At 41.1% G+C, this 25,162-nt stretch carries 19 protein-coding genes and 1 pseudogene; 10 read left to right on the top strand and 10 right to left on the bottom strand.

Annotation, left to right across the window (positions count from 1 at the left end; all coding sequences use genetic code 11):
- Positions 1–189: 189 nt before the first annotated feature.
- From sufB to FD724_RS17935, 7 genes are all read left to right on the top strand, one after another.
- Positions 190–1,629 carry a Fe-S cluster assembly protein SufB gene (gene sufB, locus FD724_RS17965; protein ID WP_179073557.1) on the top strand — a complete coding sequence of 480 codons (1,440 nt, stop codon included), beginning with the start codon at positions 190–192 and terminating at the stop codon, positions 1,627–1,629.
- A 101-nt stretch (positions 1,630–1,730) separates the two neighbouring features.
- Positions 1,731–2,522: a Fe-S cluster assembly ATPase SufC gene (gene sufC, locus FD724_RS17960; protein WP_114086126.1), complete on the top strand. Its 792-nt coding sequence runs from the start codon at positions 1,731–1,733 to the stop codon at positions 2,520–2,522.
- Positions 2,522–3,895, top strand: a complete 1,374-nt coding sequence (gene sufD, locus FD724_RS17955; RefSeq protein ID WP_114086127.1) for a Fe-S cluster assembly protein SufD — start codon at positions 2,522–2,524, stop codon at positions 3,893–3,895. Before sufC ends, sufD begins: the two co-directional genes overlap by 1 nt.
- A gap of 14 nt (positions 3,896–3,909) precedes the next feature.
- On the top strand, positions 3,910–5,172 hold the full coding sequence (locus FD724_RS17950; RefSeq protein ID WP_179073556.1) for a cysteine desulfurase: 1,263 nt from the start codon (positions 3,910–3,912) through the stop codon (positions 5,170–5,172).
- A gap of 224 nt (positions 5,173–5,396) precedes the next feature.
- Entirely contained in the window at positions 5,397–6,029 is a 633-nt protein-coding gene (locus FD724_RS17945; protein WP_179073555.1) for a Uma2 family endonuclease, read from the top strand.
- 385 nt (positions 6,030–6,414) lie between these two features.
- Positions 6,415–8,649, top strand: coding sequence for a hypothetical protein (locus FD724_RS17940; protein ID WP_179073554.1), 2,235 nt, complete (start codon positions 6,415–6,417; stop codon positions 8,647–8,649).
- Between the two features lie 13 nt (positions 8,650–8,662).
- Complete coding sequence (locus FD724_RS17935; RefSeq protein ID WP_179073553.1) at positions 8,663–10,945, top strand: hypothetical protein; 2,283 nt, start codon at positions 8,663–8,665, stop codon at positions 10,943–10,945.
- A gap of 68 nt (positions 10,946–11,013) precedes the next feature.
- Here the strand turns inward: FD724_RS17935 and FD724_RS17930 are convergent, their stop codons facing one another.
- From FD724_RS17930 to FD724_RS17910, 5 genes are all read right to left on the bottom strand, one after another.
- On the bottom strand, positions 11,014–12,216 hold the full coding sequence (locus tag FD724_RS17930) for an FtsW/RodA/SpoVE family cell cycle protein (RefSeq protein ID WP_179073552.1): 1,203 nt from the start codon (positions 12,214–12,216) through the stop codon (positions 11,014–11,016).
- 345 nt (positions 12,217–12,561) lie between these two features.
- Complete coding sequence (locus FD724_RS17925) at positions 12,562–14,010, bottom strand: sensor histidine kinase (RefSeq protein WP_179073551.1); 1,449 nt, start codon at positions 14,008–14,010, stop codon at positions 12,562–12,564.
- Between the two features lie 10 nt (positions 14,011–14,020).
- Complete coding sequence (locus FD724_RS17920; RefSeq protein WP_179073550.1) at positions 14,021–14,572, bottom strand: heme NO-binding domain-containing protein; 552 nt, start codon at positions 14,570–14,572, stop codon at positions 14,021–14,023.
- Positions 14,573–14,876: 304 nt separating this feature from the next.
- Positions 14,877–15,611, bottom strand: a complete 735-nt coding sequence (locus FD724_RS17915; RefSeq protein WP_179073549.1) for a TenA family transcriptional regulator — start codon at positions 15,609–15,611, stop codon at positions 14,877–14,879.
- Positions 15,608–16,375, bottom strand: coding sequence for a class I SAM-dependent methyltransferase (locus FD724_RS17910; protein ID WP_179073548.1), 768 nt, complete (start codon positions 16,373–16,375; stop codon positions 15,608–15,610). Before FD724_RS17910 ends, FD724_RS17915 begins: the two co-directional genes overlap by 4 nt.
- Positions 16,376–16,874: 499 nt before the next feature.
- Here FD724_RS17910 and FD724_RS17905 point away from each other — a divergent pair, with 499 nt between their 5' ends.
- The gene (locus FD724_RS17905) at positions 16,875–17,876 is read left to right on the top strand and encodes a hypothetical protein (RefSeq protein WP_179073547.1); all 1,002 of its coding nucleotides are present in this window, start codon (positions 16,875–16,877) and stop codon (positions 17,874–17,876) included.
- Between the two features lie 192 nt (positions 17,877–18,068).
- Here FD724_RS17905 and FD724_RS17900 read toward each other — a convergent pair whose 3' ends face one another.
- From FD724_RS17900 to FD724_RS17885, 4 genes and pseudogenes are all read right to left on the bottom strand, one after another.
- A complete protein-coding gene (locus tag FD724_RS17900; protein WP_012411143.1) occupies positions 18,069–18,275 on the bottom strand; it encodes a phycobilisome linker polypeptide in 207 nt (68 codons plus the stop codon).
- Between the two features lie 223 nt (positions 18,276–18,498).
- Positions 18,499–18,987, bottom strand: a complete 489-nt coding sequence (gene apcB / locus FD724_RS17895) for an allophycocyanin subunit beta (RefSeq protein WP_012411144.1) — start codon at positions 18,985–18,987, stop codon at positions 18,499–18,501.
- A 65-nt stretch (positions 18,988–19,052) separates the two neighbouring features.
- On the bottom strand, positions 19,053–19,538 hold the full coding sequence (gene apcA, locus FD724_RS17890; RefSeq protein ID WP_012411145.1) for an allophycocyanin subunit alpha: 486 nt from the start codon (positions 19,536–19,538) through the stop codon (positions 19,053–19,055).
- A gap of 392 nt (positions 19,539–19,930) precedes the next feature.
- Positions 19,931–23,203, bottom strand: a pseudogene (locus FD724_RS17885) (phycobilisome rod-core linker polypeptide); the annotation flags it as partial.
- Positions 23,204–23,745: 542 nt separating this feature from the next.
- Here FD724_RS17885 and FD724_RS17880 point away from each other — a divergent pair.
- Entirely contained in the window at positions 23,746–24,276 is a 531-nt protein-coding gene (locus tag FD724_RS17880) for a hypothetical protein (protein WP_179073545.1), read from the top strand.
- Between the two features lie 98 nt (positions 24,277–24,374).
- On the opposite strand, the gene FD724_RS17875 is transcribed toward FD724_RS17880, so the two are convergent.
- Positions 24,375–24,698: a 2-phosphosulfolactate phosphatase gene (locus FD724_RS17875; protein ID WP_256874297.1), complete on the bottom strand. Its 324-nt coding sequence runs from the start codon at positions 24,696–24,698 to the stop codon at positions 24,375–24,377.
- Between FD724_RS17875 and FD724_RS17870 the strand changes: the two genes are divergently transcribed.
- Positions 24,692–25,042: a type II toxin-antitoxin system VapC family toxin gene (locus tag FD724_RS17870; protein ID WP_179073544.1), complete on the top strand. Its 351-nt coding sequence runs from the start codon at positions 24,692–24,694 to the stop codon at positions 25,040–25,042. The two genes, FD724_RS17875 and FD724_RS17870, sit on opposite strands and share 7 nt — an antisense overlap.
- The last annotated feature ends 120 nt before the right edge of the window (positions 25,043–25,162 follow it).

Genomic DNA, 25,162 nt, shown 5'->3' with positions numbered 1-25,162 from the left:
TTGACTTTGACAACATTGTTGTTGTTAATTTAGCGTAAAATGAAGATACGTTAAACAACAAAGCTGTTGTTTTAGTCTCCACCCATATTCTAGCAGCCGTGTAACCATTCCGTAACGGGAGATGGGAATCGGTTAGCCGCAATCCGCCTCCCATCCTAAAAGAGTTCCGAACACGAGAGATTATTACTGATGAGTGCCACTGTCAAAACCTTAGTCAACCAACCCTACAAGTACGGCTTTATTACAGATATTGAAGCCGACACAATTGAGCGTGGACTAGACGAGGACGTTATCCGCTTGATATCTTCTAAGAAGAACGAGCCACAGTTCATGCTGGACTTTCGCCTCAGAGCTTATCGCCAGTGGCAAAAAATGACGGAACCAACTTGGCCCAATGTCAAGTATCCGCCAATAAATTATCAGGATATCATTTACTATTCAGCGCCAAAACAGAAGAAAAAAAAGCTGAACAGCTTGGACGAAGTTGATCCAACCCTTTTAGAAACCTTTGAGAAATTAGGCATTTCCCTATCTGAACAGAAGCGACTGGCAAACGTTGCTGTCGATGCGATTTTCGATAGCGTCTCTGTCGCTACTACATTTAAAGAAAAGCTAGCGGAAGATGGTGTTATTTTCTGCTCGTTTTCGGAAGCGTTGCAAGAACACCCAGAACTGATAAAAAAATATCTGGGTAGTGTTGTTCCTATAGCTGACAATTATTTTGCCGCCTTGAACGCCGCCGTATTTAGCGATGGTTCTTTTGTATACATTCCTAAAGGCGTGAAATGCCCAATGGAACTGTCTACCTACTTCCGCATCAACTCTGGTGATACGGGACAATTTGAGCGGACTTTGATTGTCGCCGAAGAAGGTAGTTATGTTTCTTACCTCGAAGGTTGCACCGCACCGATGTATGACAGCAACCAATTGCACGCCGCAGTTGTGGAACTCGTTGCCCTCGACAACGCCGAAATCAAATACTCCACTGTGCAAAATTGGTACGCTGGCGATGCTAATGGTAAGGGCGGTATTTACAACTTTGTCACCAAGCGCGGTTTGTGTCAGGGCGTAAATTCTAAGATTTCCTGGACTCAAGTAGAAACAGGTTCGGCAATTACTTGGAAATATCCTAGCTGTGTGTTGGTGGGTGATAACTCTGTGGGTGAGTTTTACTCGGTGGCGCTGACAAATCATCAGCAGCAAGCTGATACGGGTAGTAAGATGATTCACGTTGGGAAGAACACCCGCAGTACAATTATTTCTAAAGGAATCTCCGCAGGTAATTCTAGTAATAGCTATCGGGGTTTGGTGAAAGTTAACCCGACGGCTAAAGGGGCGAGAAATTATTCTCAGTGTGACTCAATGCTGATTGGGGATAATGCCCATGCCAACACTTTCCCTTATATTCAGGTGCAAAATAACGGTGCGAAGGTGGAGCATGAAGCTTCTACTTCTAAGATTGGGGAAGATCAGTTATTTTACTTTGCTCAACGGGGTATTTCTTCAGAAGATGCTATTTCGATGATGATTAGCGGCTTCTGTAAGGATGTTTTCAATCAGCTACCGATGGAGTTTGCTGTGGAAGCTGATAAGTTGTTGAGTTTGAAGTTGGAAGGCAGTGTTGGATAAATGGAAACAAGGATAAACACAGGGACATCGGTGTTCTGTGTTTATCTTTTGGAAGAGTAACGAACCGCAGAGGCGCAGAGAGCGCAGAGAAGGGAGAGAAGATGATTATTGAAAATAGTGAAGTTGTGCTGTCGGTACGGAATCTGACGGCTAATGTTGATGGGACACCGATTTTGAAAGGTGTGAATCTGGAGGTGCGATCGGGTGAAATTCATGCGATCATGGGGCCGAATGGTTCTGGTAAGAGTACTTTTTCTAAGGTGTTGGCTGGACATCCGGCGTATGAGGTGACTGGTGGTGAGGTGATTTTTCAGGGGCAAAATCTGCTGGAATTGGAACCGGAGGAACGAGCCAGAAGTGGTGTATTTTTGGCGTTTCAGTATCCGTTAGAAATTCCGGGTGTGAGCAATTTGGATTTCTTGCGGGTGGCGTATAATTCTCGCCGTAAGGCGCAAGGTTTAGAAGAAATAGACGCTTTTGATTTTGACGATTTGATTGAGGAAAAGCTGGATGTGGTGAAGATGAATCCCAGTTTTCTCAGTCGGAGTTTGAATGAAGGGTTTTCTGGTGGCGAGAAGAAGCGGAATGAAATTCTGCAAATGGCTCTGCTAGAACCAAAGTTAGGAATTTTGGATGAAACTGATTCGGGTTTGGATATTGACGCGCTGAGAATTGTGGCGAATGGGGTAAATCAACTGGCAAGTCCAGAAAATTCTACAATTTTGATTACCCACTACCAACGGTTACTCGATTATATTGTGCCTGATTTTGTGCATGTGATGGCACAGGGGCGAATTATTACTAGTGGCGGTAAGGAACTGGCACTAGAATTAGAGTCTCGCGGTTATGACTGGGTGCTAGAAGAATTTGCAGCTGCTGAGGTGGGTGTGTAATGAGTATTCAAATATCTCCTAGTCCAATACCTAATTCAAATGCAGTTAGTTTGACATCGACTTTGTTAGATAGAGATGATTATCTAACTGGGTTGTTAAATCAATTAACGGCAACTAAAACAGAGGGGTGGTTACAGGAATTACGCCAAAGCGCTGCTAATTGGGTACGTCACTCGACTATTCCCACCACCCGCGAGGAAGAATGGCGATTTACTGATTTGTCGTCTCTACGAAAGGTGCAATTTAATATAGAGACGGTAAATTATGCGTCTCTAGAATTTGATATTTTGCCAGAGGCGGCTAATAGTCGTTTGGTATTTGTTAATGGCGTTTATGCGCCGGAGTTATCCGCAGTTTCAGATTTACCATCTGGAATTGTAGTGAGTAATTTGGCTGGTTTGTCTGCGGTTGAGCAGGAGGATGTACAGCAGTATTTGGCTCAAGCTGAGGGAGCGCAAGAGGTTTTTACCGCTCTCAATACGGCTGGGATAACTGATGCAGCTGTGGTGTGGGTGAAGAAGAATGTGGTAGTTGAAACGCCAATTCATCTTGTGTTTATTTCGGTTGTGGGTGAGACGGCGATGATTTCGCAGCCGCGTTGTTTGGTGGTGGCGGAAAGTGGTTCGCAGGTGACGTTGGTTGAGGAGTATACGAACCGCAGAGGCGCAGAGAGCGCGGAGAACGGAGTTTATTTAACTAATGCGGTTACGGAAATTTGGGTGGGTGACAATGCTGAGGTGAGTCACACTAGGGTTGAGTGGGAAGGTGCAGAGGCTTTTCATATTGGGAAAACTGCGATCGCACAGGCTCGTGATAGTCGATATACTTGTCATGCCATAACTTTAGGCGCGAAGTTGTCACGGCACAATTTGGAGATTTTGCAAACTGGTGAGCAAACACAAACTACTCTCAATGGTTTGACGATAATCTCTGGTAAGCAATTGTCTGATACTCACAGTGCGATCGCACTCAACTATCCCCACGGTACAAGTGACCAATTGCATAAATGTATTGTAGGCGATCGCGCTCATGCGGTGTTCAATGGTAAAGTTTTTGTACCCAAACTAGCGCAGTTAACAAATGCATCCCAGTTGAATCGCAATTTGCTGCTATCGTCTAAAGCCAGAGTTGATACCAAACCCCAATTGGAAATTACGGCGGATAATGTCAAATGCGCTCATGGTGCTACTGTTAGCCAATTAGAAGATGACGAAATATTCTATCTGCAAAGTCGGGGAATTGATGAAAACGATGCTCGGAAGTTGTTAATTAACGCCTTCGCTGCTGAAGTTATCAACAAAATATCAGTTCCTTCTCTGCGAGAAATCCTTTTAAACACAGTGAATAATCTCAAGTCCCTGACTAATGAGTAATAACTAATCTACCAATGACTTTCACCTCTACCAAAACCCTTGCTGATAAAGTTCGCGCTGACTTCCCGATATTGCATCAGGAAGTCAACGGGAAACCTTTGGTTTATCTCGATAATGCGGCAACATCGCAAAAGCCTTTATTCGTATTAAATACGCTGCGGGATTATTACGAACACTATAATGCTAACGTGCATCGAGGTGCCCATTCCCTGAGTGCTAAAGCTACTGATGCTTATGAAGGTGCTAGAGATAAAATTGCCAAATTCATCAATGCCGCATCGCGTCAGGAAATCGTCTACACCCGCAACGCAAGTGAGGCGATTAACCTAGTAGCTTACAGTTGGGGAATGAATAATTTGCAGCCTGGGGATGAAATTATTCTGTCGGTGATGGAACACCACAGTAATATTGTGCCTTGGCAATTAGTAGCACAAAAAACGGGTGCAGTACTGAAATTCGTGGAACTGACACCTGAAGAGACTTTTGATTTGTCACAGTATAAAAAGCTGATTTCCGACAAAACCAAGTTGGTGTCGGTGGTGCATATATCTAATACTTTGGGTTGCATTAACCCAGTGGAAGAAATTGGTGCGATCGCTCACAGTTACGGTGCTAAATTTTTAGTTGATGCTTGCCAAAGTGTTCCCCACTACCCTGTCGATGTGCAGCAGATAGATTGTGACTGGTTGGTAGCATCTGGTCATAAAATGTGCGCTCCAACTGGGATAGGATTTCTATATGGCAAGTTAGAATTGTTAGAATCAATGCCACCATTTTTTGGTGGTGGTGAGATGATTGCAGAGGTGTATTTAGACCATTCTACTTATGCAGAATTACCGCATAAATTTGAAGCTGGTACTCCTGCAATTGGAGAAGCGATCGCACTTGGTGCTGCGATCGATTATCTTAGCAGTATCGGCATGGATAAAATCCACGCCTACGAAGCAGAATTAACAGCTTATTTGTTCCAACAATTAGAGCAAATTCCCCAAATTAGAATTTACGGCCCCAAACCAAATGCAAAAGGTGAGGGTAGAGCCGCTCTTGCGTCGTTCACAGCCGGAGAAGTCCACGCTAACGACTTATCTACATTATTAGATCAAGAAGGCATTGCTATCCGTTCTGGACACCACTGCACACAACCATTACATCGTTACTTAGGTCTTGCTGCAACCGCACGAGCAAGTCTATCTTTCTACAACACCCGCGAGGAAATTGATATTTTCATCAAAGCACTGAAAGAAACTCTCGACTTTTTTGCAGGTTTCCTTGCTTAAAGTTACAAAATCTTCAGATACTAATTGTGCCAAATATCAGCAACATATCTTGCTAATAGTTGGCACAATTTAATTATCTGGATTATTTATAGGATAAACAAAAGTTTTTGAAACTTATTTTCTTGGTCAAATGGTTGAAATTGACTTGAGCGAATATTATATTAATGACACAGGTAAAATTATCGGGATTTTATCTAACATCCTGACAGAAAAAGTATTCTAATATGCTTGTCAAGTCAACACCTGCTGAACAAAGAACAGTGCTACAGAACATTAGCTGGGAAACCTTTGAAGCCTTGCTGAGAGATACAGGTGAGGACAGAGGCTCAAGATTTGCTTATGACTGTGGTGTTTTAGAAATCATGACTCCACTTTTTGAACACGAAAATCCTAAAATTCAGTTTGACCGATTGATATTCGCTTTAGCAGTGGAATTAAAAACTAAAATTAGAAGTGCTGGTTCTACAACATTAAAACGTAAAACAATAACAAAGGGAATAGAACCCGATACTTGCTATTATATTCAAAATGAGCCAGCAATTAGAGGTAAGCAAGAATTAGATTTAAAAACAGACCCAGCACCGGATTTAGCAGTTGAAATTGATATTACTAGCAGCTCTGTTAATAAGCTTAATATTTATGCGGCTTTAGGTGTAGCAGAATTATGGAGATATGATGGTGAAGTTTTAAAATTTTATCAACTAATAGAAAGTGAATATATTGAGATTAAGTTTAGCATAGCTTTTCCTTTAATTTCTGTTAGTGATATGAATAAATTTATCCAGCAAAGTAAAACTATGGATGAAATTGATCTGGTGCAATCCTTCAGTGCTTGGGTACAGGGAAAGATAGAGTAAAGTGTCCCTTATTGATAAATATAATTACTGGCTTACTTTTTATGTATACTTGTCAAGCCAACGGTTGGTGAACAAAGAACTCTGGTACGTGTACTAAAAATTAGGTTTTGTGGTGGTTTTATCAGAAAAACTCAATTTTTCGTCCATAAACTTGGGTTATCAAGCTTTGTTGGGAATTGTGACAGATATCCCATTGATGAATTTCTATGTGAATATAATATATAGATTTCATGAAAATGACTTTTATCAATTGAGAAATTTATTACACAATTTGAATATATACATTTGAATAATCAAACCCAAAAAACGATTGTCACTTTTTCGCAGATATTAATTTTTTAATAGTATTAGTCATGGAAAATAATAAAATAGTATAAATAATAGCATGGAAAAAAGTGTTATTAATGCCAGCCTTTCTACTCAGAACCTAACTTTTCGTCCAGGTGATACTCCTGTATCATTTGAGGTAACTGTCAATAATGACAGCGATCGCTTTGCCAATTTTCAGGTAGAAATTACCGCCGCCGGAGAAACCCGAAACACTGGATACCGATGGTATCGACTCGAACCAGAGGTGGCAGCAGCTAAACCACCAGGAAGCAGTACTATATTTCAAGTCTTCATATTCAATACACCCATTCCAGGATTTGTCGGTACTGTCAACCTGATGGTTAATATTTTTTCGCCGCAATTAGCACAACAGTGCAGACTTGTGCTGCGTCTGAAAATCGAACGAGATAACAGACCAACACACTTAAGTGTCGAATTGCCTGTACGCGAGTTTCAAGTTTATCCCCGCAATTCAGTAGATATACCAGTGCGGGTGCGGAACTTGGGGCAACAACCAACTGATGTGGGGCTACGTTTTACAGGCGTTGATCCATCTTGGCTAGCAGGTAGTGCAGAACGCCGATTATCTTTAGATCCAGGGGGATTAGCAGAAGCCACATTTCAATGTCAACCTCCTTCTGTAGTGCAAGCACCCAGCCAAAATTATCCTTTTACTATTGAAGCTGTTAGCAATAATGGTTATCCAACCAATGCTGAAGGCAACATTGAAGTCTTACCAGTGGGTTTTATAGACTTTACCACCACTCAAAAACACCTCAAAATTCCTAGTAAATCGGCATGGTTACCTGACTGGAAATCTGATACAGCTTCCTTTGAATTACTATTTAAAAACGCTAGCAACCTCAACCAGCAAATTAATGTCCAGGTACAGGGTAGAGACTGGCGAAAATGTACTTTCAAAAAGCTTCCTGAAAATGCCAATCTCCATTTAGGAGAAACAAGTAAGGTCATTCTTGATGTTAAAACAAAACGCCCTTGGGTAGGAATCGGTAAAACTCTTTTATTAGAGGCTAAATCTGAATTATCCGACCAACGTTTAGGCAGTACAGACCCCGCCACGCAGACATTAGAAGTGGAGGCTTTGCCAATTATACCTCTATGGCTACAGCTAGCTGCGATCGCACTCTTAGCTGCACTCCTAGCATTAATACTGCAACCAAGAGATATAATGCATACACGTTCTGTAAACTCAATACGCTTTAGTGGTATTGGTTTATCTGTGGTCAGTGGCTCAGATGATTGCACATTAAGACTTTGGAGAATTGCTGCTGATAGCTTAGGCCCCGATGACACAGTAACATACGCTGGGCAACCCGTAGCTTGCGACCAACGGCAACAGCCCAAAGGTTTAATGGCGATTACCGATGATGCTGTAGAAGTCTTACGCTTCATGCCATTACAAAATGATCGTGTTGCCGTTGGTCTCGATAATGGTGTAATTGAACTTAGAGATGTACCATCAGGTCTAAAGATTAGCGAACTTCAAGACCTTAAAGATCCTAAAGCAAAAGGCGATCGCGTCTTTGATTTAGCTTTCACTTCAAACTCACTTAACTTATTCAGTGGCTATGGCAGTGGTAAAGTTAGAGTATGGTCAAGATCAGCGCCTAACAGCGATTTTCTGCCAGAACCGCAAGTTATCGACGTACAAAGTACATTGAAACTATCAGGTTTCCAAGTCCGGGCATTAAATCTCAGCCCAGATGCCAAAACTGTAGTAATTGCGGGAAACTTTAAGCGTTTTATCTTGTGGCAGTGGAACCCAACTCAATCTGATAAAAAATTCCCAGGTTTATCAGTGCAAAATCTAGAAAAACTAGACCCATTAGTTGGGCGTGAAGACTATATCTGGGGATTGGCTTTTGTTCCTAACTCGACAGAAAAAATCCTAGCAACCTCCGATTCAGCGGGATTCATTACGATTTGGAATTTGAATCAGTGCCAAACTCTCAAAAATCCCAATCCGCAGGAAAAAGTTAATGAACTCAATTGTTCGCCAATAGATCGCTGGCCAGCATCAAAAACATCTGTGCGTAGTCTGGCATTTAGTGATGATGGTAGTTTGCTAGTAAGTGGTGGCGATGATGGACGAGTGGTGCTTTGGTACTTAACTCCCGAACATAAGCTTGACAAAATAAAGGCAGCAGAAGGTAAAACAATTTACCAAAGCTCTAAAAAAATCAATAGTATCGACTTGAAAACTAATCAAGGAACCATGATTGTTAGTGGTGGTGAAGATTTTCAAGTCAAACTACACCGCATCAAATAAGAGAGTCAATGATATGCAAGCTAAATTCAATCCACTGCAAGTTATTATCAACCCACCTGGAATTCAATTTGGAATGCCAGGAGATACTATTGAACTCTATGTTGTTGTGATCAATCAAGGAGGTCAAGATGCGGTTATTGACTTACATTTTGTTTTTGACGAAGTATTTCAAAATTTAACCGGTTGGTCTAGTTCTCCTAGAGAAAGTTTAGCATTAGCTTCCCAACAGAATAGCGATGAAGTAAGATTTGAGTTTCAAATTGCCGCAAATACTCTTCCTGGAACCTATGACTATACATTAGTCGTAGATTCACCTCTACATTATCCTCAAGATACACCTATAACCTTCCCAAACCAAATTAAGGTTCTGCTACAAGAACAGACTGCAATTCGGGTGAATGACCCGACATTTTCCATTAGACCTAACACCAACCCCAACAAGCCACTAATTTTCAATCCTAGTGAGCCTCTGCAAGTAGAGGTTATAGTTGATAATCGCTCTTATCTCGTCGATAGGTTCCGCTTGAGTTGTCCAGATTTAGACGAAGACTGGTTTACAATTAATTACCCTGCAAGCGGATATGAGAGTTCTGGATTAGTATCGGAAGCTACTGCACTAGAACTGAACCCTGGTACTAAAGGTCAAATATTGTTGAAATTTCACCCACCTGGAGATACACTCGCAGGAAGCTATTCTCCTACAATCCGCTTGTATTCGGAGAACTCTCCCGACTTAGTACTGCTAGACTTGGTGTACATTCAAATTCCGACAAATTATCGCTTAGATATAGAACTTCATACGATTTTGGGACAAGTTAGCCGTAGTCTGGGAAAGTATGAATTAGCACTAGCGAACCAGGGTAATATTGTCCGTGAACTGATATTAAGCTTAAAAAGTCGAGACGAAGAAGAACTATATACTTACAAATTTGATCCGACTGAAATAAGATTACTACCAAATAGAAGTGCTGTGGCCAACTTGACAGTCAAACCCAGACCTTGGTGGCGAAAACCGTGGTTTGGCGCAGGGTTAGTGGTTAACTTTCAACTCGACATCAAAGACCAAAAAAATTTACCCCTACCTAACACATTGCCTCAAGGGAGCTTGGTATGGAAACCCCGTCCTTTGTGGCAATTTATTCTGTTAATTTTGGCAATTTTGGGATTATTGGGAGGGATAGGATTTATCATTTGGCGAATTTTAAATCCCGATCCTTTGAAATTAGAAAATTTTAGTGCAAAAGACTCTCAAATTACTGAAGGTGATGAGGTTGCTTTGAACTGGGAAATTCACCACTATAAACAGTTGCAAAAATTGGTTCTGACCGCTAAAGGTTCCCAACCTATTGAGCCTATTATTTATGACTTTAGCAATGGCATTCCTGAAGCATTGGGTAAAGGAAGTACACCTCTTTGTCAGATACAAGAAAAACAAGACCTTATTTGTAGTAACGTGAAAACTGGAGTGAAAACAAAAGGAAATTACACTTTTCAGCTACAAGCTTCTTATCAAAATGGTATACAGTTATTTTCTCGAACTAATCAAATAGCAACCCAAACAACCCAAGTAGAAATAGCTGAGAAACCAATTGCTGAAGTTGTTAATTTTCAAGCCGATAAACCACAGTATATAAAAGGTCAAAATATTCTTTTAAGTTGGACTATTGCGCGTCCATTACTGCTGCAACAAATTCAAATTGGTGGGAGTGCAGATGATGAGACATCCTACGGCGAACCAATTGTTTATAAAATTAACCAAGGTAATCTTGCAGACCCTAAGCTCAAAAAGCTATGTACACAACAAAATCAAGAGCTACGATGTACAAATATCCCTATACCTGCATATAAAGCAGGAAAATTTGCCTTTCAAATCAAAGCTTTTTCTAATGGAAGTCAAAAAAATAGTTTTAAAAAGACTGAATCTAAAATAGAAATTTTACCAAAACCATTTAGGATTGTTTCTTTCACAATCAACGGTAGCGATCAACCAAATCTGGTTCTCAACGAAGGAACAACTGCTACCCTGAGTTGGAGAGTAGAAGGGGAAAAAGAAAATATTCAAGTTAAACTTTTGCCATACGGCGATGAAGTTGCATTAAGTGACTCAAAGCAGTTTCCAGTTAATCTAGCCTTCCCACCTCAAATCACGCTGCAAGTTAATGATATATCTAATAAGCAACCACCCCAGCAAAAAGGATTTGTAATCACAGTCCTCAAAAAAGTAGTACCTACTCCTATACCTAGCATTAACCCAATTCCACCGAACCCATTTCAAAGCCCCTTACCTCAGAGGTAAGTTTTATCAGGCTCTTAGGCACATTCTCAATAGGCTGTGAAAGGTTGCTTGCCCTATTTCCAACTAACTCAATTCTTATTTTTTTGGAAACCTCGATGTCTTCGCCCATTTTGAAACAGGGGTTTTCGTAACGGTACTACCTCAGCTTCATTACTCTCGCGTGCTACCCGAATCAGCAACCCAGCAGCTATTAAGCTAGCAATCATAGAATTACCACCATAACTAAACATGGGTAAAGGTAAGCCTGTAGTTGGTAGAGAACCTGTAGCTACACCAATATGGAGCAGTGATTGTCCTATCATCAAAATCATCACACCGATCGCTACCAATCGATGCACTATATTTTTAGCCTTCAGTGCCACAATTAATCCGAGGGTGGCGAATGTAGCTAAAAGTGCCAACAACACCATACTGCCAACAAAGCCAAACTCCTCAGCGAACACGGCAAAAATAAAATCGGTATCCTGAATCGGTAAATAAAACAGTTTTTGTTGAGAAAGCCCAAACCCGGCTCCCCAAGTCCTACCAGAACCCACAGCTAGTAGACTTTGCACCAACTGGTAGCCATCTCCTGTAGCATCCGCCCAAGGATTGAGGAATGACATCACCCGCTTACGCTGATACTCTTTTATGCTAATACTGAGTATCGCCAACATTACTCCGCCAATTGCTGTTCCTCCCAGGTACTTGTAAGGTAGGCCAGCCGCGAGAGCAATTAGCCAAATAGTCATACCGCAAAGTGCTGTTGTACTTAAGTTGGGCTGGGCAAGAATTCCTAAAAGTACCAAACCGAAAATACCCAACCAAGCAAAGCGAACCCGCCAACTAATACGTTCCCACTGACCAAAAAGCCGCGCACTTTGCAGCACCAAAAAGGGTTTAATTAATTCTGAAGGTTGAATAGGAATTGGTCCGATCGCAATCCAACGGGCTGCGTCAAAAGCCTTTTTTCCCAATCCTGGGATTAGTGTGACGAAAATTAATGCCAAAAACAGCAACAAAAACCAATGGGATACTCTCAAAATTTTCTGTAACGGCAAATTAACAATAATATTAAACCCGATTAAAGAAACTAAGACCCAAAGTAGTTGACGCTTAAAGTAGTACAGTCCATCACTCTGACGTGCGTCAGCGACGGGATAGGATGCTGAAAATAGCATTATCAAGCCGACAAACAGCCAAATCAAAGTTAACCAGCGCAACAAACGCGCTTCTAGTGCCCAGTTGGAGACTGAACTATCAAAAATTGGAATCAGGCGGCGTAGATTCACGAGCAGTACAGGTAAAAAGTTAGGAATTAGGAGTTAGAAATAAAACTCATAAATCATAACTTATAACTCATAAGTAAGCTTTGCAACCATAAATCTTAGAGTTGTTAACTTCAATACACCCTTAGTTAAATATTTTTGACAAATTTGATTGGCTAGGAATGCCATACCCTTAGACGAAACAAGCTATGATTACCATCCCCTAGAGATGGCATCACTACACGTAAACTGAGAAATTATTTTATACATTAAATACAGCAGTTTTAAAAATAATTGAGAATTCAGAGAGTTAAAAAATAAATGCTTAGTGCTTCTCTCCCACTACAAGCATTTCTTAATTCTCATAATTCATAAAACATAACTCAACGATTTGACGCAATCAACTGCTTGTGTGTCCATAGAGAGGGGAATTTCAATCCAGAACTCAGTACCCTGTCCGGGTTCTGATAAACATTTCAGTGTTCCCCTATGTTTTTCAACTACAATTTGATAGCTAATTGACAAACCTAATCCTGTACCCTTACCCACAGGCTTAGTTGTGAAAAATGGATCAAACAGTCGTTCCTTAACTGCTTCTGTCATTCCTGAACCATTATCAGCAATTCGAATAACACAGTTTGTTTCAATAATTTCTGTAGTAATTGTAATTTTATTCGGACTAGCATGAATTTCTGCGATCGCGCGTTTATCATTATGGCTTTCGAGTGCATCGATGGCATTACTGATAATATTCATGAACACTTGATTGAGTTGGCCGGCGTAGCAATCTACCAGAGGCAAGTTTCCATAGTTTTTAACTACTTTGATCCCAGGATGATCTACGCTATTCTTAAACCGATTCTGTAAAATCAGCAAGGTACTATCTAGTCCGTGGTGAATATCAACCTTTTTCATTCCTGCTTCATCAAGACGAGAGAAGTTCCGCAGAGACAAGACAATTTCAGAGATCCTTTCGGCTCCTACTTGCATCGAATCTAGAATTTTGGGCAAATCATCTAGTAAAAAATCTAATTCGATTTCATTAATGCATTCTTTAATTTCTGGCACAGGATTGGCATAAAATTGCTGGTAAAGAAGCACAAGCTTTAGCAAACACTGTGTATAATCTTTTGTATATTTTAAATTTCCGTAAATAAAGTTAACGGGGTTGTTAATTTCGTGAGCAACTCCTGCAACTAACTGCCCCAGGCTGGACATTTTCTCAGCCTGAACCAATTGGGCTTGAGTTTGCTGTAGCTCCCGGAGGGATTTTTCCAATCTTTTAGCCTGAGCCTCAGCAATTTCCGCTAGGTTCTCCTTAATTTGCAGCGCACTTCGCAGTTGTGCCCTTTGTTGTTTCAGTTCGCTTGTTAACTTTTTGGCATCACCCAAAGCGGTGTTTTGAGATTGTAGTAGAAACAGAAAATCAACAATTGGGTCGTGAATCGCAAAGTCTTTGAGTTTGATACCCAAAGGAGCCAAGCTAGTTGTATCTGTAATCCAGGGAGAACCTAAAAAAAATATTACCTCCTCCTCTGGTTGATACATCATCTGACCCTTGAGCTGCATTCCATTGTGGAGAAACTCTAAAATAAATAGGGCACGAGGCTGTTTACTAATAGCATCAAAATCAATCAGAATCTTTGGACGATTAATCTGGAAATGCTGCTCAATCAATTTACCAACTAATGGCTCAGGACTAATACGCCCCAAGACCTCACCAGTTTGTACAATTTCACGATTACGGCTAAATGCAAAGTGGAAGGGAAAAGCTTTCGCCAGTAACTCTGGTGAAAGCGTAAGGTGAGGAGGAGCCATGCTGCTACACTCAATTTGGTTTATAAATCACTAAAAATTCATCATGTTCAGCACCTTCATCCCGATTCTGGGTTTGGGTAATATGAACTTCTGTATCAAACCTTGTTCCCAATCCTTGGATTAGACCAATAACCATTGGAGTTAGCCCTTCTCGATCAGAACGATAGTGTAAACTTAGAGAATTTTCCTCCATATCAGTACACTCAAATGATGGGGGCTGGAGTTTAGGAAAGCTAACTCCTACACGAGCATGAAGATTGTCGAGGTTTTCTAAAAACTCAGGCAGTGTATCTCCACTCATGTCCAGCATTTCACCATAGCCTTCTTGGGCTGTGTACTGAACCCAAAATTCCCCAAAGGCTTGCATAATCTGTTTGGGAGATAAACTTAGAATGACACTAGCAGCTTTTACCAACTTGTGGGTGATGTCATCGGGATAGCCTTCCATACTGAGGAAAACATCTACGTCCACCTCTGCTTTGTGCTTAATTTGTTTCCAAGTCTCTTCGCCAAAACGACTGCATACCATGTCTTGAATCGCCTTGTTCACTAAACCGTACATGGAAGCCTCCTGATGACTGCACCTAATTTTGCTTTGTGAATTTACCCAAGACTCGACAACTAATTTCTTAAAAAGGTTATTTAAATGACAAAATTTTCTGTAGTTATACTTTGAAAATGTTTTATTACAGATTTAAAATCCCAAAAAAACAAGTAAAACTGTTTGTATTCTAATGCTACAAATCCTCATTGTTACAACCGTATTTTTACTTATTGCTTTGCCCAGCTAGTTTTGAGGATTTGTAGTAAGCACTAAAGTCCTTACTACAAACTTATTTACCCATCAATTTAAACTTGACACAATACTACAGCAATGCATCAAAATGCACCCATGAATCAGGATACAAGCTGTATTTAGAGATTTGACGCTGAATTCCATTAAAAAATTGGACACGCGCATCCATAGCTTCAACAATAGCCAGTTTTACCTTGATATCCTCTTCATTCATGGTAATTTGAGGTTCAATCACTGCTGCTAGCTTTGCTGCATGACTATCATCTACATCAATATGGACTTCAAAAAAGATCAGAGCTTCTTTGGGTAAGGGAGCAGCACCAATAATTCCTTTATATAGTTGCGTGTAGAGTGAGCTAACAATCCCTTCGGAAGCATAACAGACAGCACCTAGTGCAGCTAAGTAGCCATATTTATGTGGCATCTGCAAGTAAGTTTCAATCAGGGCACGAGTTTCAGGTACAGTGGGTAGTGCTGCCAAAGTTTCGTCGTCGATACCAAGGGCGCGGGTAAATTGACGAAACAACTCTGGGTGGGACTGAGTTATATCTCCCTGTCCCATTTCGTCAAATAGGTTTTCTAAGATGACTAACTGACTACTTTCATCTTCGCAACAAGATAAGATACTGGCCAAGATCCGATTAAATTGTTTGGAGAATTTGTACATCTGAACAGCTAGTATCTGTACGTCTGGTAAAAATAAATTTCCAGCCCGACAACGGATTAGGAACTCATTGTTCCATAAAGGATGATTAACTGTTATTTCACGGAAAGAATTTCTCGCTAAAGAAGATATCTGTGTCATCGTGATATTTGTAGGGCTAGATGGAGTGGTTGGTCAAGTAAGGGACTAAAAAATGATTGGTCTACTACAATATGTTCTGGAGTTACACGCAATTCCTGTAAAATTGGCATAGTATTAAAGCCAGCAATTCTAAGGGCATTAAAGTAATCTTCAAGAGTTTTGTGAATCAATTGGACATTTAACCAGGAGCCATCTCGTTTCCAAATACGACCAGGAAACTGCTGATCTCGCTTACTGAAGTAGCCTGCACCCTCAACTTGAAAATAAAACGGATATGCTGCCTCCCGCATATATGGAAAAGATGGATGGGGAACGCTAAATACAAATTGACCGCCGGGACGAAGAATGCGTGCAACTTCTGCCATACATTCTTGGGTTTGAGAGATTGTCAAATAGTTAAATAAAAATACTGCAACAACTAAGTCAATTTTGCCATCATCAAACTGCTTGAGATTGGTAGCACATCCTACTTCATAGCTAATACCTAAACCATCTTCGACTTCTTGCAACCTTGCAGCTTCAATCATGCCTTGGGAAAGGTCTATTCCATATACTTGTGCAGCACCACGCCTATGTAATTCTCGACTGCAATAACCTTCTCCACAACCTATATCAACTACTCGCAGTCCACTAACAGGCTCACAAAGCTCTAGTACAAAAGGACGTGCTGTAAAGTCTGAGAGCGAACTAGGTTCTCCTCTAATCCAGTCTGATGCTGTGCGATTGTATAAGTTTATAGTTGAGTCTTTGTGATTATTTGACATTTTTAACTATCTATTTATATTAGAGTTATGTTGGTTTTAATCAATCGGGGTTTATAAGAATTTAATACTATATATGTTGTAACATTTACCTAATTTAATGCTAATGTTGATTTTACTGATTTTTGCTTTATGGTTAATTTTGCGTAAAAAAATGATAGGTTTCAAGATAAAGCCTAACTGAAATATTCTTAACTTCTTAATTTCTTTAAATATAAAAATATTAATATAATCAGACTTCATAAAGTTTTCAAAATACTTAGTTAATGGCTACTTTACATATAAATATGTTGAGGCTTAAACTTTAACTTTACATATACTTTACTAATCTGGTTAAACTTAACTCTTTAAATCAAGATAAATAATAGAAAGTAAACAGTATATTTTACGAAGTATAAGGAGAATAATTTTGTTAAGTTGTAATAGTCAGATCGTTTTTAAAATGAAATGGCTTGGGATGTATGAGTGATTTAAATAATTTAGAATAACGTTGGAAGAGATCATGTTAGAAGAACTGTTAGCCAAGTCAGTAGTGGGCGATCGCGTAGAATATGACCATGCGATCACATTCTCTCAACTTGGCGATCGACTCTTTGATGAGCTTGCTGATAAAATTGCTACAAGGCGACAGTATCGATTACTGTTTGAACACACATTAAAGCCTGAGTTGTTCCAGCAGATCCGCATTGCTGCTGCGGGTTATATTTCAGCGTGTCTGAATAGTCACATAATTCTTTCAGAAGCTGAAATGCTTGAACGACTATTGGAAGCAAGAAATACATTACCGAACTACACTGGTACTGGTCTTTTGATGCCCAAGCGAGAACATACTCTAGCATTTAACCTCTTTCAAACAAGCGTAGCTGAGGCTTTCTACCAATTAGGAGCAAATGAACTGATTGATGCAGTAGATTTACCAGTCAATCTCCGCATAGTTTATGGTAAGACTGATGCAAAAAAATTGAGTTTGCCCTTCGCTAGCTCAAAATGCCATAGCGATGTCTGGGCAGGTGTTGCTGCTGATGCGACTGTAGTGGTTCTGCCACTATTTGGCGATATCGATAATATAACCATTGAAGCAGGTGAGATGCCCCGCGAAATGGAACTACAGGCGATGCGGGTAATGTCAGACTTTGCTGAAGGCCAGGATGTTCCAATGGTTGTCTCCTATACAGAAGCACAACTACAACACGGCACAATGTACTTTAATGATGCCCGTGGATTGCACCAAACGGTAAGAAGGAAAACTGAAGGTCTAAGAATTTCTGTAGATTTCCGGTTCCGCAGAAAATTCAATGAAGCTTATCGGGCAATGGTAGTACCTAGTATTGGTGGTGTTGAAGAAGATATGAGCGTGCCTTATGAAGACTGGCTGAAAGTTGGTAAGGAAACGCTAATTGTGTTTGATGAAAGTTGTGAACAAGCCAGGAAAAAAGAGAATTCTGGCGCTCCAGTTCCGCTATATACTCGTGGTTATCGCCTTGTAGAAATGTTCAACTCTTAACTTTCAGAAATATAAGTAACAAAAAAAGAGGTCTGGTATTAGACCTCTTTATCAATTTTTATCAACCCATATACCTAGATTCATAAATTTTCCGAAATAGAAAACAGATTTTTTGTAATATTAATTCTCAACAAAAAAGAGGTCTTTTTCAACCTCTTACCAATTCCCTAAAATAATATTCTATTTACAAAATTACGACAAGCCAGTATTAGCACCTTGCTTACCAGTTGCCAGTTCTACTTTGATAATTTTGCCGCCTGCTTTTTGAATACGTTGTTGTTCACGGAACCAGTTTTCATAGGGAACTAGCTTAGTGAAGTAGGTATTTTGCAGTTCGCGTTGGGTACGAATTCGGGTTTGGCTGGGAACTAGAGCAGTAATTTTAAACAAACGGGACATATTTTGAAAATCTCCTGTAAACTTTGTGAAAACTTTTTTTATCTCAAAATCTTGAGTGCAAATCTTTTAATCATTCCAAGGCTGGAAATCAAACATCAATACTAGACCACCAACACTCATCACTGATAATTTACCAAGATAAGCAATATAACGTTCTAGCACTCACGGTTGATTTCCAGACCTTAATAAAGCCGCACCTAAATTCTTAAGCGCAAACTAGCTCTTAGCTTAAGCCAGAAGAGATATAGTCTAAGTAAACGCCCATTTCCTTACCAGCGTCAGAACCAACCAAGCTAGCGGTTACTTCCTTGATTGCTTGGATAGCTTGCACGGTAGCGCCAACGGGAACTCCTAAAGAGTTGTAGGTTTCTTTCAAGCCATTTAATACACGCTCATCCAAAATGGAAGGATCGCCAGCTAACATAGCGTAGGTGGCATAGCGGAGGTAGTAGTCCAAATCACGGATACAAGCAGCATAGCGGCGGGTGGTGTACATGTTGCCGCCGGGACGGGTGATGTCAGAGTATAGCAAAGATTTTGCTACAGCTTCTTTGACGATCGCAGCAGCGTTAGCGCTGATGGTGCTAGCAGCACGTACCCGCAGTTCGCCAGTAGCGAAATAGCCTTTTAGTTTTTCTAAAGCAGAGTTGTCTAAGTATTTACCTTGAACGTCTGCGGAGTTAATGACAGCGGTAATTGCGTCTTGAGCCATGTTGTTAATTCCTTATTTCCAACCGTATTGCAATACTTCTGTTTCGGCAGGGAAACAGCATCACCCTATAGCAGGGCACCAACTAGGTAGTCGAAGTAGGTACCAGCTTCAGAAGCATCATCACCAGACAGCAATGTAGTAGCTACATTCTTCAGCCCACGGATACCTTCAGCAACACCATCAATAGGAGTTCCCAAGGACTTGTACAGTTCACGCGCACCGATAACACCAATTTCTTCAATCGGTGTAACATCACCAGCAACGATACCGTAGGTAACGAGGCGGAGGTAGTAATCTAGGTCACGCAGGCAAGTAGCAGTCAATTCTTGACCGTAAGCGTTACCACCAGGAGACACAACATCAGGACGCTTTTGGAACAATTGATCGCCAGCTTGCTTAACCAGCCGCTCACGATTTTCTGTCAAAATTTGAGCAATCCGCACGCGGCGTTCACCACTGGCAACAAAGGATTTGATCCGATCCAATTCACCAGGGCTGAGGTAGCGAGCTTCTGCATCAGCATTCACGATAGCTTTCGTGACGATACTCATTAATGGATTCCTCCAATACAAATGAAACCAGGATTTGATTAAACTGGTGAGACTCTAAATTTGGTTTACTGAGTTCGTTCTCTCGTTCTTTTAGACACAACAGTTTGATAACTGCTACGACTAATTAATTACGAGTTTTCTTGAGTCAACACAAGTACACAAGCTTCTAAACTCAGTTACCTTCCGCAAAACATTTTCCGGCATTCTGTTGAGCATTTATGACTGCTCTTAACACTTTGTAATATTACCTTTCAGAATTCCCTGTTTTAGCTGTAATCTGAGAGCAATATTACGAAAGGTTACGAAGGGGGAAGGTCACAGGGTACAGGGCACAGGAAATAATCTGTACCCTATTCCCTATTACCTATTCCCTATTCCCTATTCCCTATTGAGAAGCGGTTGTAAGGCACAACATCTTCACCGAAGTAGCGGCTATATTCTGGACTTTCGACTATTGCTTTTACAGCAGCCGATAAACCACTATCAGTTAGCAGCTGGTTGCACTGGCGAATTTCTTCCTGATCTGCGGGTGTACGCCCCAACAGGTGACGGAAGAGGAACTCAGTGACCTTGGCATGAGGATAAGGTGATAAGAAGCGCTGACGATAGATTTCGGAACTAGCTAGTTCACACACAAACTCCCGCACGGAAATTTCACCATTCTGGAGTTTGCTGTCTAGGTCAGTACGGCGGAAACTATCAGGCACTTCACCACTAAATACATCCAATACCTGACAGTAAATGGCGTTGATTGCCTGTTGTGTTTCGGCTTGGTTTGCACTTTCTGTTAGACGGTAAATGCGTGCATGTTTACGCACACCCAGTTCTACGGGTTGTCCGCTACCATCGTTGTAGGAACGACCCAGTTCAGCAAAAGCCGGCTTGCTTTTGTTGATACCGTTTGTTTGGGTTGCTATATCTGCGATCGCCTGCGTCAAAAGTGGTGTATCGTTACTAACTCCTACACGTGCTTGCACGGGTTTAAAGCTAGGCACAACTACGTCATCATTTTGCTTGGTCAACTGGTTGTACAGCTTCTCAGTATTCGGGAAGTTTGCCGCAGGTAGGGTTGGGAAGCGACGGTAAGGAACCGTATCTTCACCAAATATTTGGTTATATTCCACACTATCTACCAAAGCACCAATAAAGGCACGAATCCCTTGAGTAGCCAAAATTTGGTTATACTTGCGGATTTCTGCCTGGTCTAATGGCGCACGTCCTAAGAAGTGTTTGGTTCCCAACTCAATCACTTTGGTGTTGGGGTAGGGTGTGTAGAATTCTTTCAGGTAGAGGTTAGAGTAACCCAAACCTTGAATAAATTCCTTCACACTGATTTCGCCGTTCCCCAACTTGCTTTCCCACGCCGTAAATTCATTTTTAGCGATGTAGGGTGCAATATCGCGCTCAAAAATCTGACGATAGGCAGCGCTAATCAAGGTTTTTACTGCAACTTTGTCGCTGGTATTGGAAACCAGTTTGAAGATTTTGGTTTGTTCGCGTTGCTTGCTAACACCTTGGTTAATACGGAACTGAATATCTGGTTCTGACCGTTTTTCTGTGACTGTACCCAATGTTACAAAGCTTGGCGTTACTTCCTTCTGAACTTTGGCTGCAACATCTTCACGAATGCTACCAACGCGCAATTGCCGCCCTGATACACCACCGGGAGTCAGATACCGTTCGTAAGGAATTGTATCTTCACCAAATGCTTCGCTGTATTCTACGCTGTTAATGATCGCATCAACGACGGCGTAAAAGCCTTGTTTGGAAGCAATATCAAAGTACTTGTTGATTTCTTGACGGCCATAAGTCGGACGACCCAACAAGCGGCGGTGAATATACTCGATCGCTTTACAAACATAGAGCGATGACCAGTACAGATTGCGGAATACATCAGACTTAGCCAAAGCACGGATAAACTCCCGTACAGAGATGTCGCCGTTTTCCAGCTTGATTTCCAATACCTTCGGGCGCTGACCTTCGTAAAGATCGCGACCAAAAACTTGCAGATAAGCAGCTCTAATCACAGCTTGTGTTGAGCTTTCGGAGAATCTGACGCTAGAATTTTTGGCAGCCTTTTTACCTCTTGTACCAGGCAGTTGGTCTAATTTGAACACCTTGGGTCCAAGAGTACCAGGAGCTTCACCCCGTGCTTTGGGATTACTATTTTGGTTATTAATCCCTGCCCCTTGGTGAATCAGGATGCGTTTGGTATCTTTGCCAAAAGGAGCCGGACGGGTGCTGGGGTTACGAGTTTCTTTCGGGAAAATCGCGCCAAACTGAATTTCCAAGGGGTCATTACCAGAACCGTAAGGATGTTGGTCTGGTAGTGGCTGTTCGTAAGCCGCAAATGTGGTAATAAACTGAGGTATTTTGCGGAAAGGCGCACTGTAGTTAAACAGGTCTTGCTGCGGTCCCCAGTTGCGACATTCTTGTGCTTCTTGCCCTAGACCCCGGAGGTATGGTACTGTTTCTTCACCAAAATAGTCGCCGTATTCAGCAGAATCTACTAAGGCATCTACCAAGGCTGGTAGACCACCATTAGAAATAATCGAGAAGTATTTTTGTACTTCTTCCCGGCTACTTGGGCCCCGTCCTAAAATGTGGCGGAAAGCAAGTTCGACGACTCGGCTGTTAATAAAAGGCTGGTAAAACTGTTTTTGGTAAAGGGGAGATTTAGCTAGACGACGAACAAACTCCTTCACGGAGATGTCGCCATTTTTCACCTTGGATTCTAAGTCAGATATGGACAAGCTATAAGCACGGGTAATGTCGCGCTCGAAAATTTGCCGATATGCCGCTTTGATTACCTCATTTTTTTCGCTAGCTGACAACCCAGTTTTCATCACAAACTTGGGACGGCGTTCTGCTGCATTAAAGTAAATTTGCGGCAGTTGCAACCCTTGTTGGTCGCTAGAGGGACGTTGACGGACTTTATTTGAAGGTGTGGCTGCTTTGAATTCTGTTAACAAAACATCCATGTACTGAGACACAATTTCTGTAGCCTCAGCATCTTTGCGGAAAAAGGAAAGCGATCCGGCTTTGATTTCTTGCAAAGCTACCAGCGTTGCTTCACCAGAGCAGGCATTTTCAATTATTTCCCGCAAACCCCGTGTGTTCACCGCTATGATGTTGGGGTCGCCAGCAACGATCGCATAAGTAGCGTAGCGCAAGAACCAGGATAAATCCCTTAAGCTCTTGGCCATGTTGCTCGGGCCATAACGAGCAATGTTAATTGGTCTGAAACCTGCGGGTACTGGGCCGCTGGGGGATGAGTTAAAGATTGATCGTAAATTTTCTAGGAACCCGCCACGACTTTCAACATAGGTTACAGTTCCTAGTTGCATCCCTTGCTGAACATTAGCACCACCACCACCAGCAGTTACTAGTTCTGCTTCTCTGGGCTTTTCTAAAAAAGCCATTGGCGAACCACCAACAAAAATCCGGTTGGCAGCGCGAGACACAATAATCTCGGCATTATCTGTAAGCGTCTGGGAAATCTCTAAACGCTTTGCACCAGATGCAAAATAGCTTGCCAGTTCATTGAGTTCACCACTTCCCAAAAAGCGGTCTTGCTGCTCGGCTTGGGTAATTGTCGCTACAGCTAGGGTTTGATATAGTTGCGGACGCGCAACTGAGCTTCCACCACTCGCCTTAACACTCATCGGCTTTGTAAAACTCCCATCATAATCGTTATATATGTTAAATCTGGGTCGCTTTGAGGCTTGACACATCGGTGTCTCTATGCTTTATGAACTTGAGAGTATTGCCTGCAAAACTGCCAGTAAATTAACCCAGTTAGCTTTTAGATTAGAACGTTTTGCGTTCTCAAGGCTGGTTTATTAAGAAGTGTGTAGAACCTGTAGCTTAGATACATCCGGTCTCAAGAGTACATACTCTTGTTTTGCTGAGATCAAATCTAAGTTTTGTAACTCAGAAATAGGCTAGGCATGGTCTACTGATGCTGAAAACCTCTATTTTGATGTTTGTGGCAGTATCCATTCTACGATTATTGCAAATGTTACAAAATCTTAGTTGAAACTAAATTTCCTTCAGCAATGATCGGTGGACAGTAGTCATTAGTCGATGTTAAGTTGTTTTTGCTACTGATGACTGAATATTACGAAATAACGCCGCCCTGGAAATAATTCTCAAATTGCGGTGTTTTTTAGCTTTAGCTATCAGTATTCTTTAACGGGAAAATACTATGTACAAAAGTTCTAAATTTAACTATTTATTCAATGTTGCCCTGTCTGCGATCGCAGTTATTTTAGCCGTCACTCCTGCAAATGCGCTTCCAGAGCAAAACATCAACACCGTTGTTAAGTGGGCAAAAACGCGATCGCAATTACCAACTTTGAGATACAACAGCGAAGCCCACGGCTACGAGGGTACAAAGGGAAATTTATACTTTTATGCTGATGTCACTTCTCAAAATGGGAAAGTGACTAAAGAAGGTATAACCGTTAGTGGTGACTCAAGCATCAAATTCACCACAAAAAATGCCAAAGCGGTGAAACTGTTACAAAATATTTATAATTCTAATATTGCTAATGACTTTCAGAAGTCTCGGTATGTCACCAAGGTTGGACGTGACCAGTATTATCGCGGACAAAAGTTTGCTTACATCACTGCTGAGGTGCAAGGTGGGTCATCATTGCAGATAATTCCCTTGAATAAGTTGCAAGAGTTTATAGATAATGCCAAATATTGCCAAACCAATCAGTGCGACCTTTAATTAGGGATTTCTAAGAAATAAACTAACCACAGAGACGCAGAGAACACAGAGAGAGGATTTTTGTGTCAGTTTTGGGATATTTTTTATTTGGAAGTCTCTTAAGCCTGTAGCCTGGAATCTACATAAGCATTATTAGTAAATAAAGGCACGCAATCACTTACGTTATAGGCGGCGGACAGTTCAACATCTGACTCAAAACCTTTTTCAATCAACTCTTTACCCGAACTGCATTTTTTCAAGTATCCCAGTAAATCCTGCTGGAAAGCCTGAAATGTTGTTACAGCAACTTCGGCTTCTGGTGATAGACTGCCATCTAAATAACTGAGAATTGCCCCAGCACCAATTAAATCTTCAAATGCAGGACGTAGGCTACCATCTTCTTGCCGTCTCACTTTTTCAACAGATGCATCCAGTTGTGACACGGCGTATTAATGCAGTCAATTCTGAAGACATTGCCATAACGATAATTACAGTTGAAGAACAACTGCGTGGGAGGTTTAATGTAATCAGAAAGGCTTCCTTATCTGATGCATTGGTATTAGCTTACGCAAAGCTAGAGGCTACTTTAGAGTTTTTCAAAAATGTGCGATCGCTAGGATTTGATGAGTATGCTATTAATTGTTACGAAGACTTGATTCGTCAAAGAATCCGCATTGGTACACAAGATTTGCGAATTGCGGCAATACAGAATTACAGGGCAACGATTTTCTGGATTTTCAACGAATTCCGGCATTCCTACAGCCATTTAATGCTCCTAGCTAAGTAAATTTTTATACAAAATTATAATTAAATTTTATTAGCGAAGAGATACTTGAACAATAGTGTTATTAATAAAACAACTTATATACTTAAAATATATGGGCTGATGATGATCGCAATTATTTGT

The sequence above is a fragment of the Nostoc sp. C057 genome (assembly GCF_013393925.1).
Lineage (GTDB): Bacteria > Cyanobacteriota > Cyanobacteriia > Cyanobacteriales > Nostocaceae > Nostoc > Nostoc muscorum_A.
Note: the sequence above shows the minus strand (reverse complement) of the source record. Positions and strands in the feature narration are given on the sequence as shown.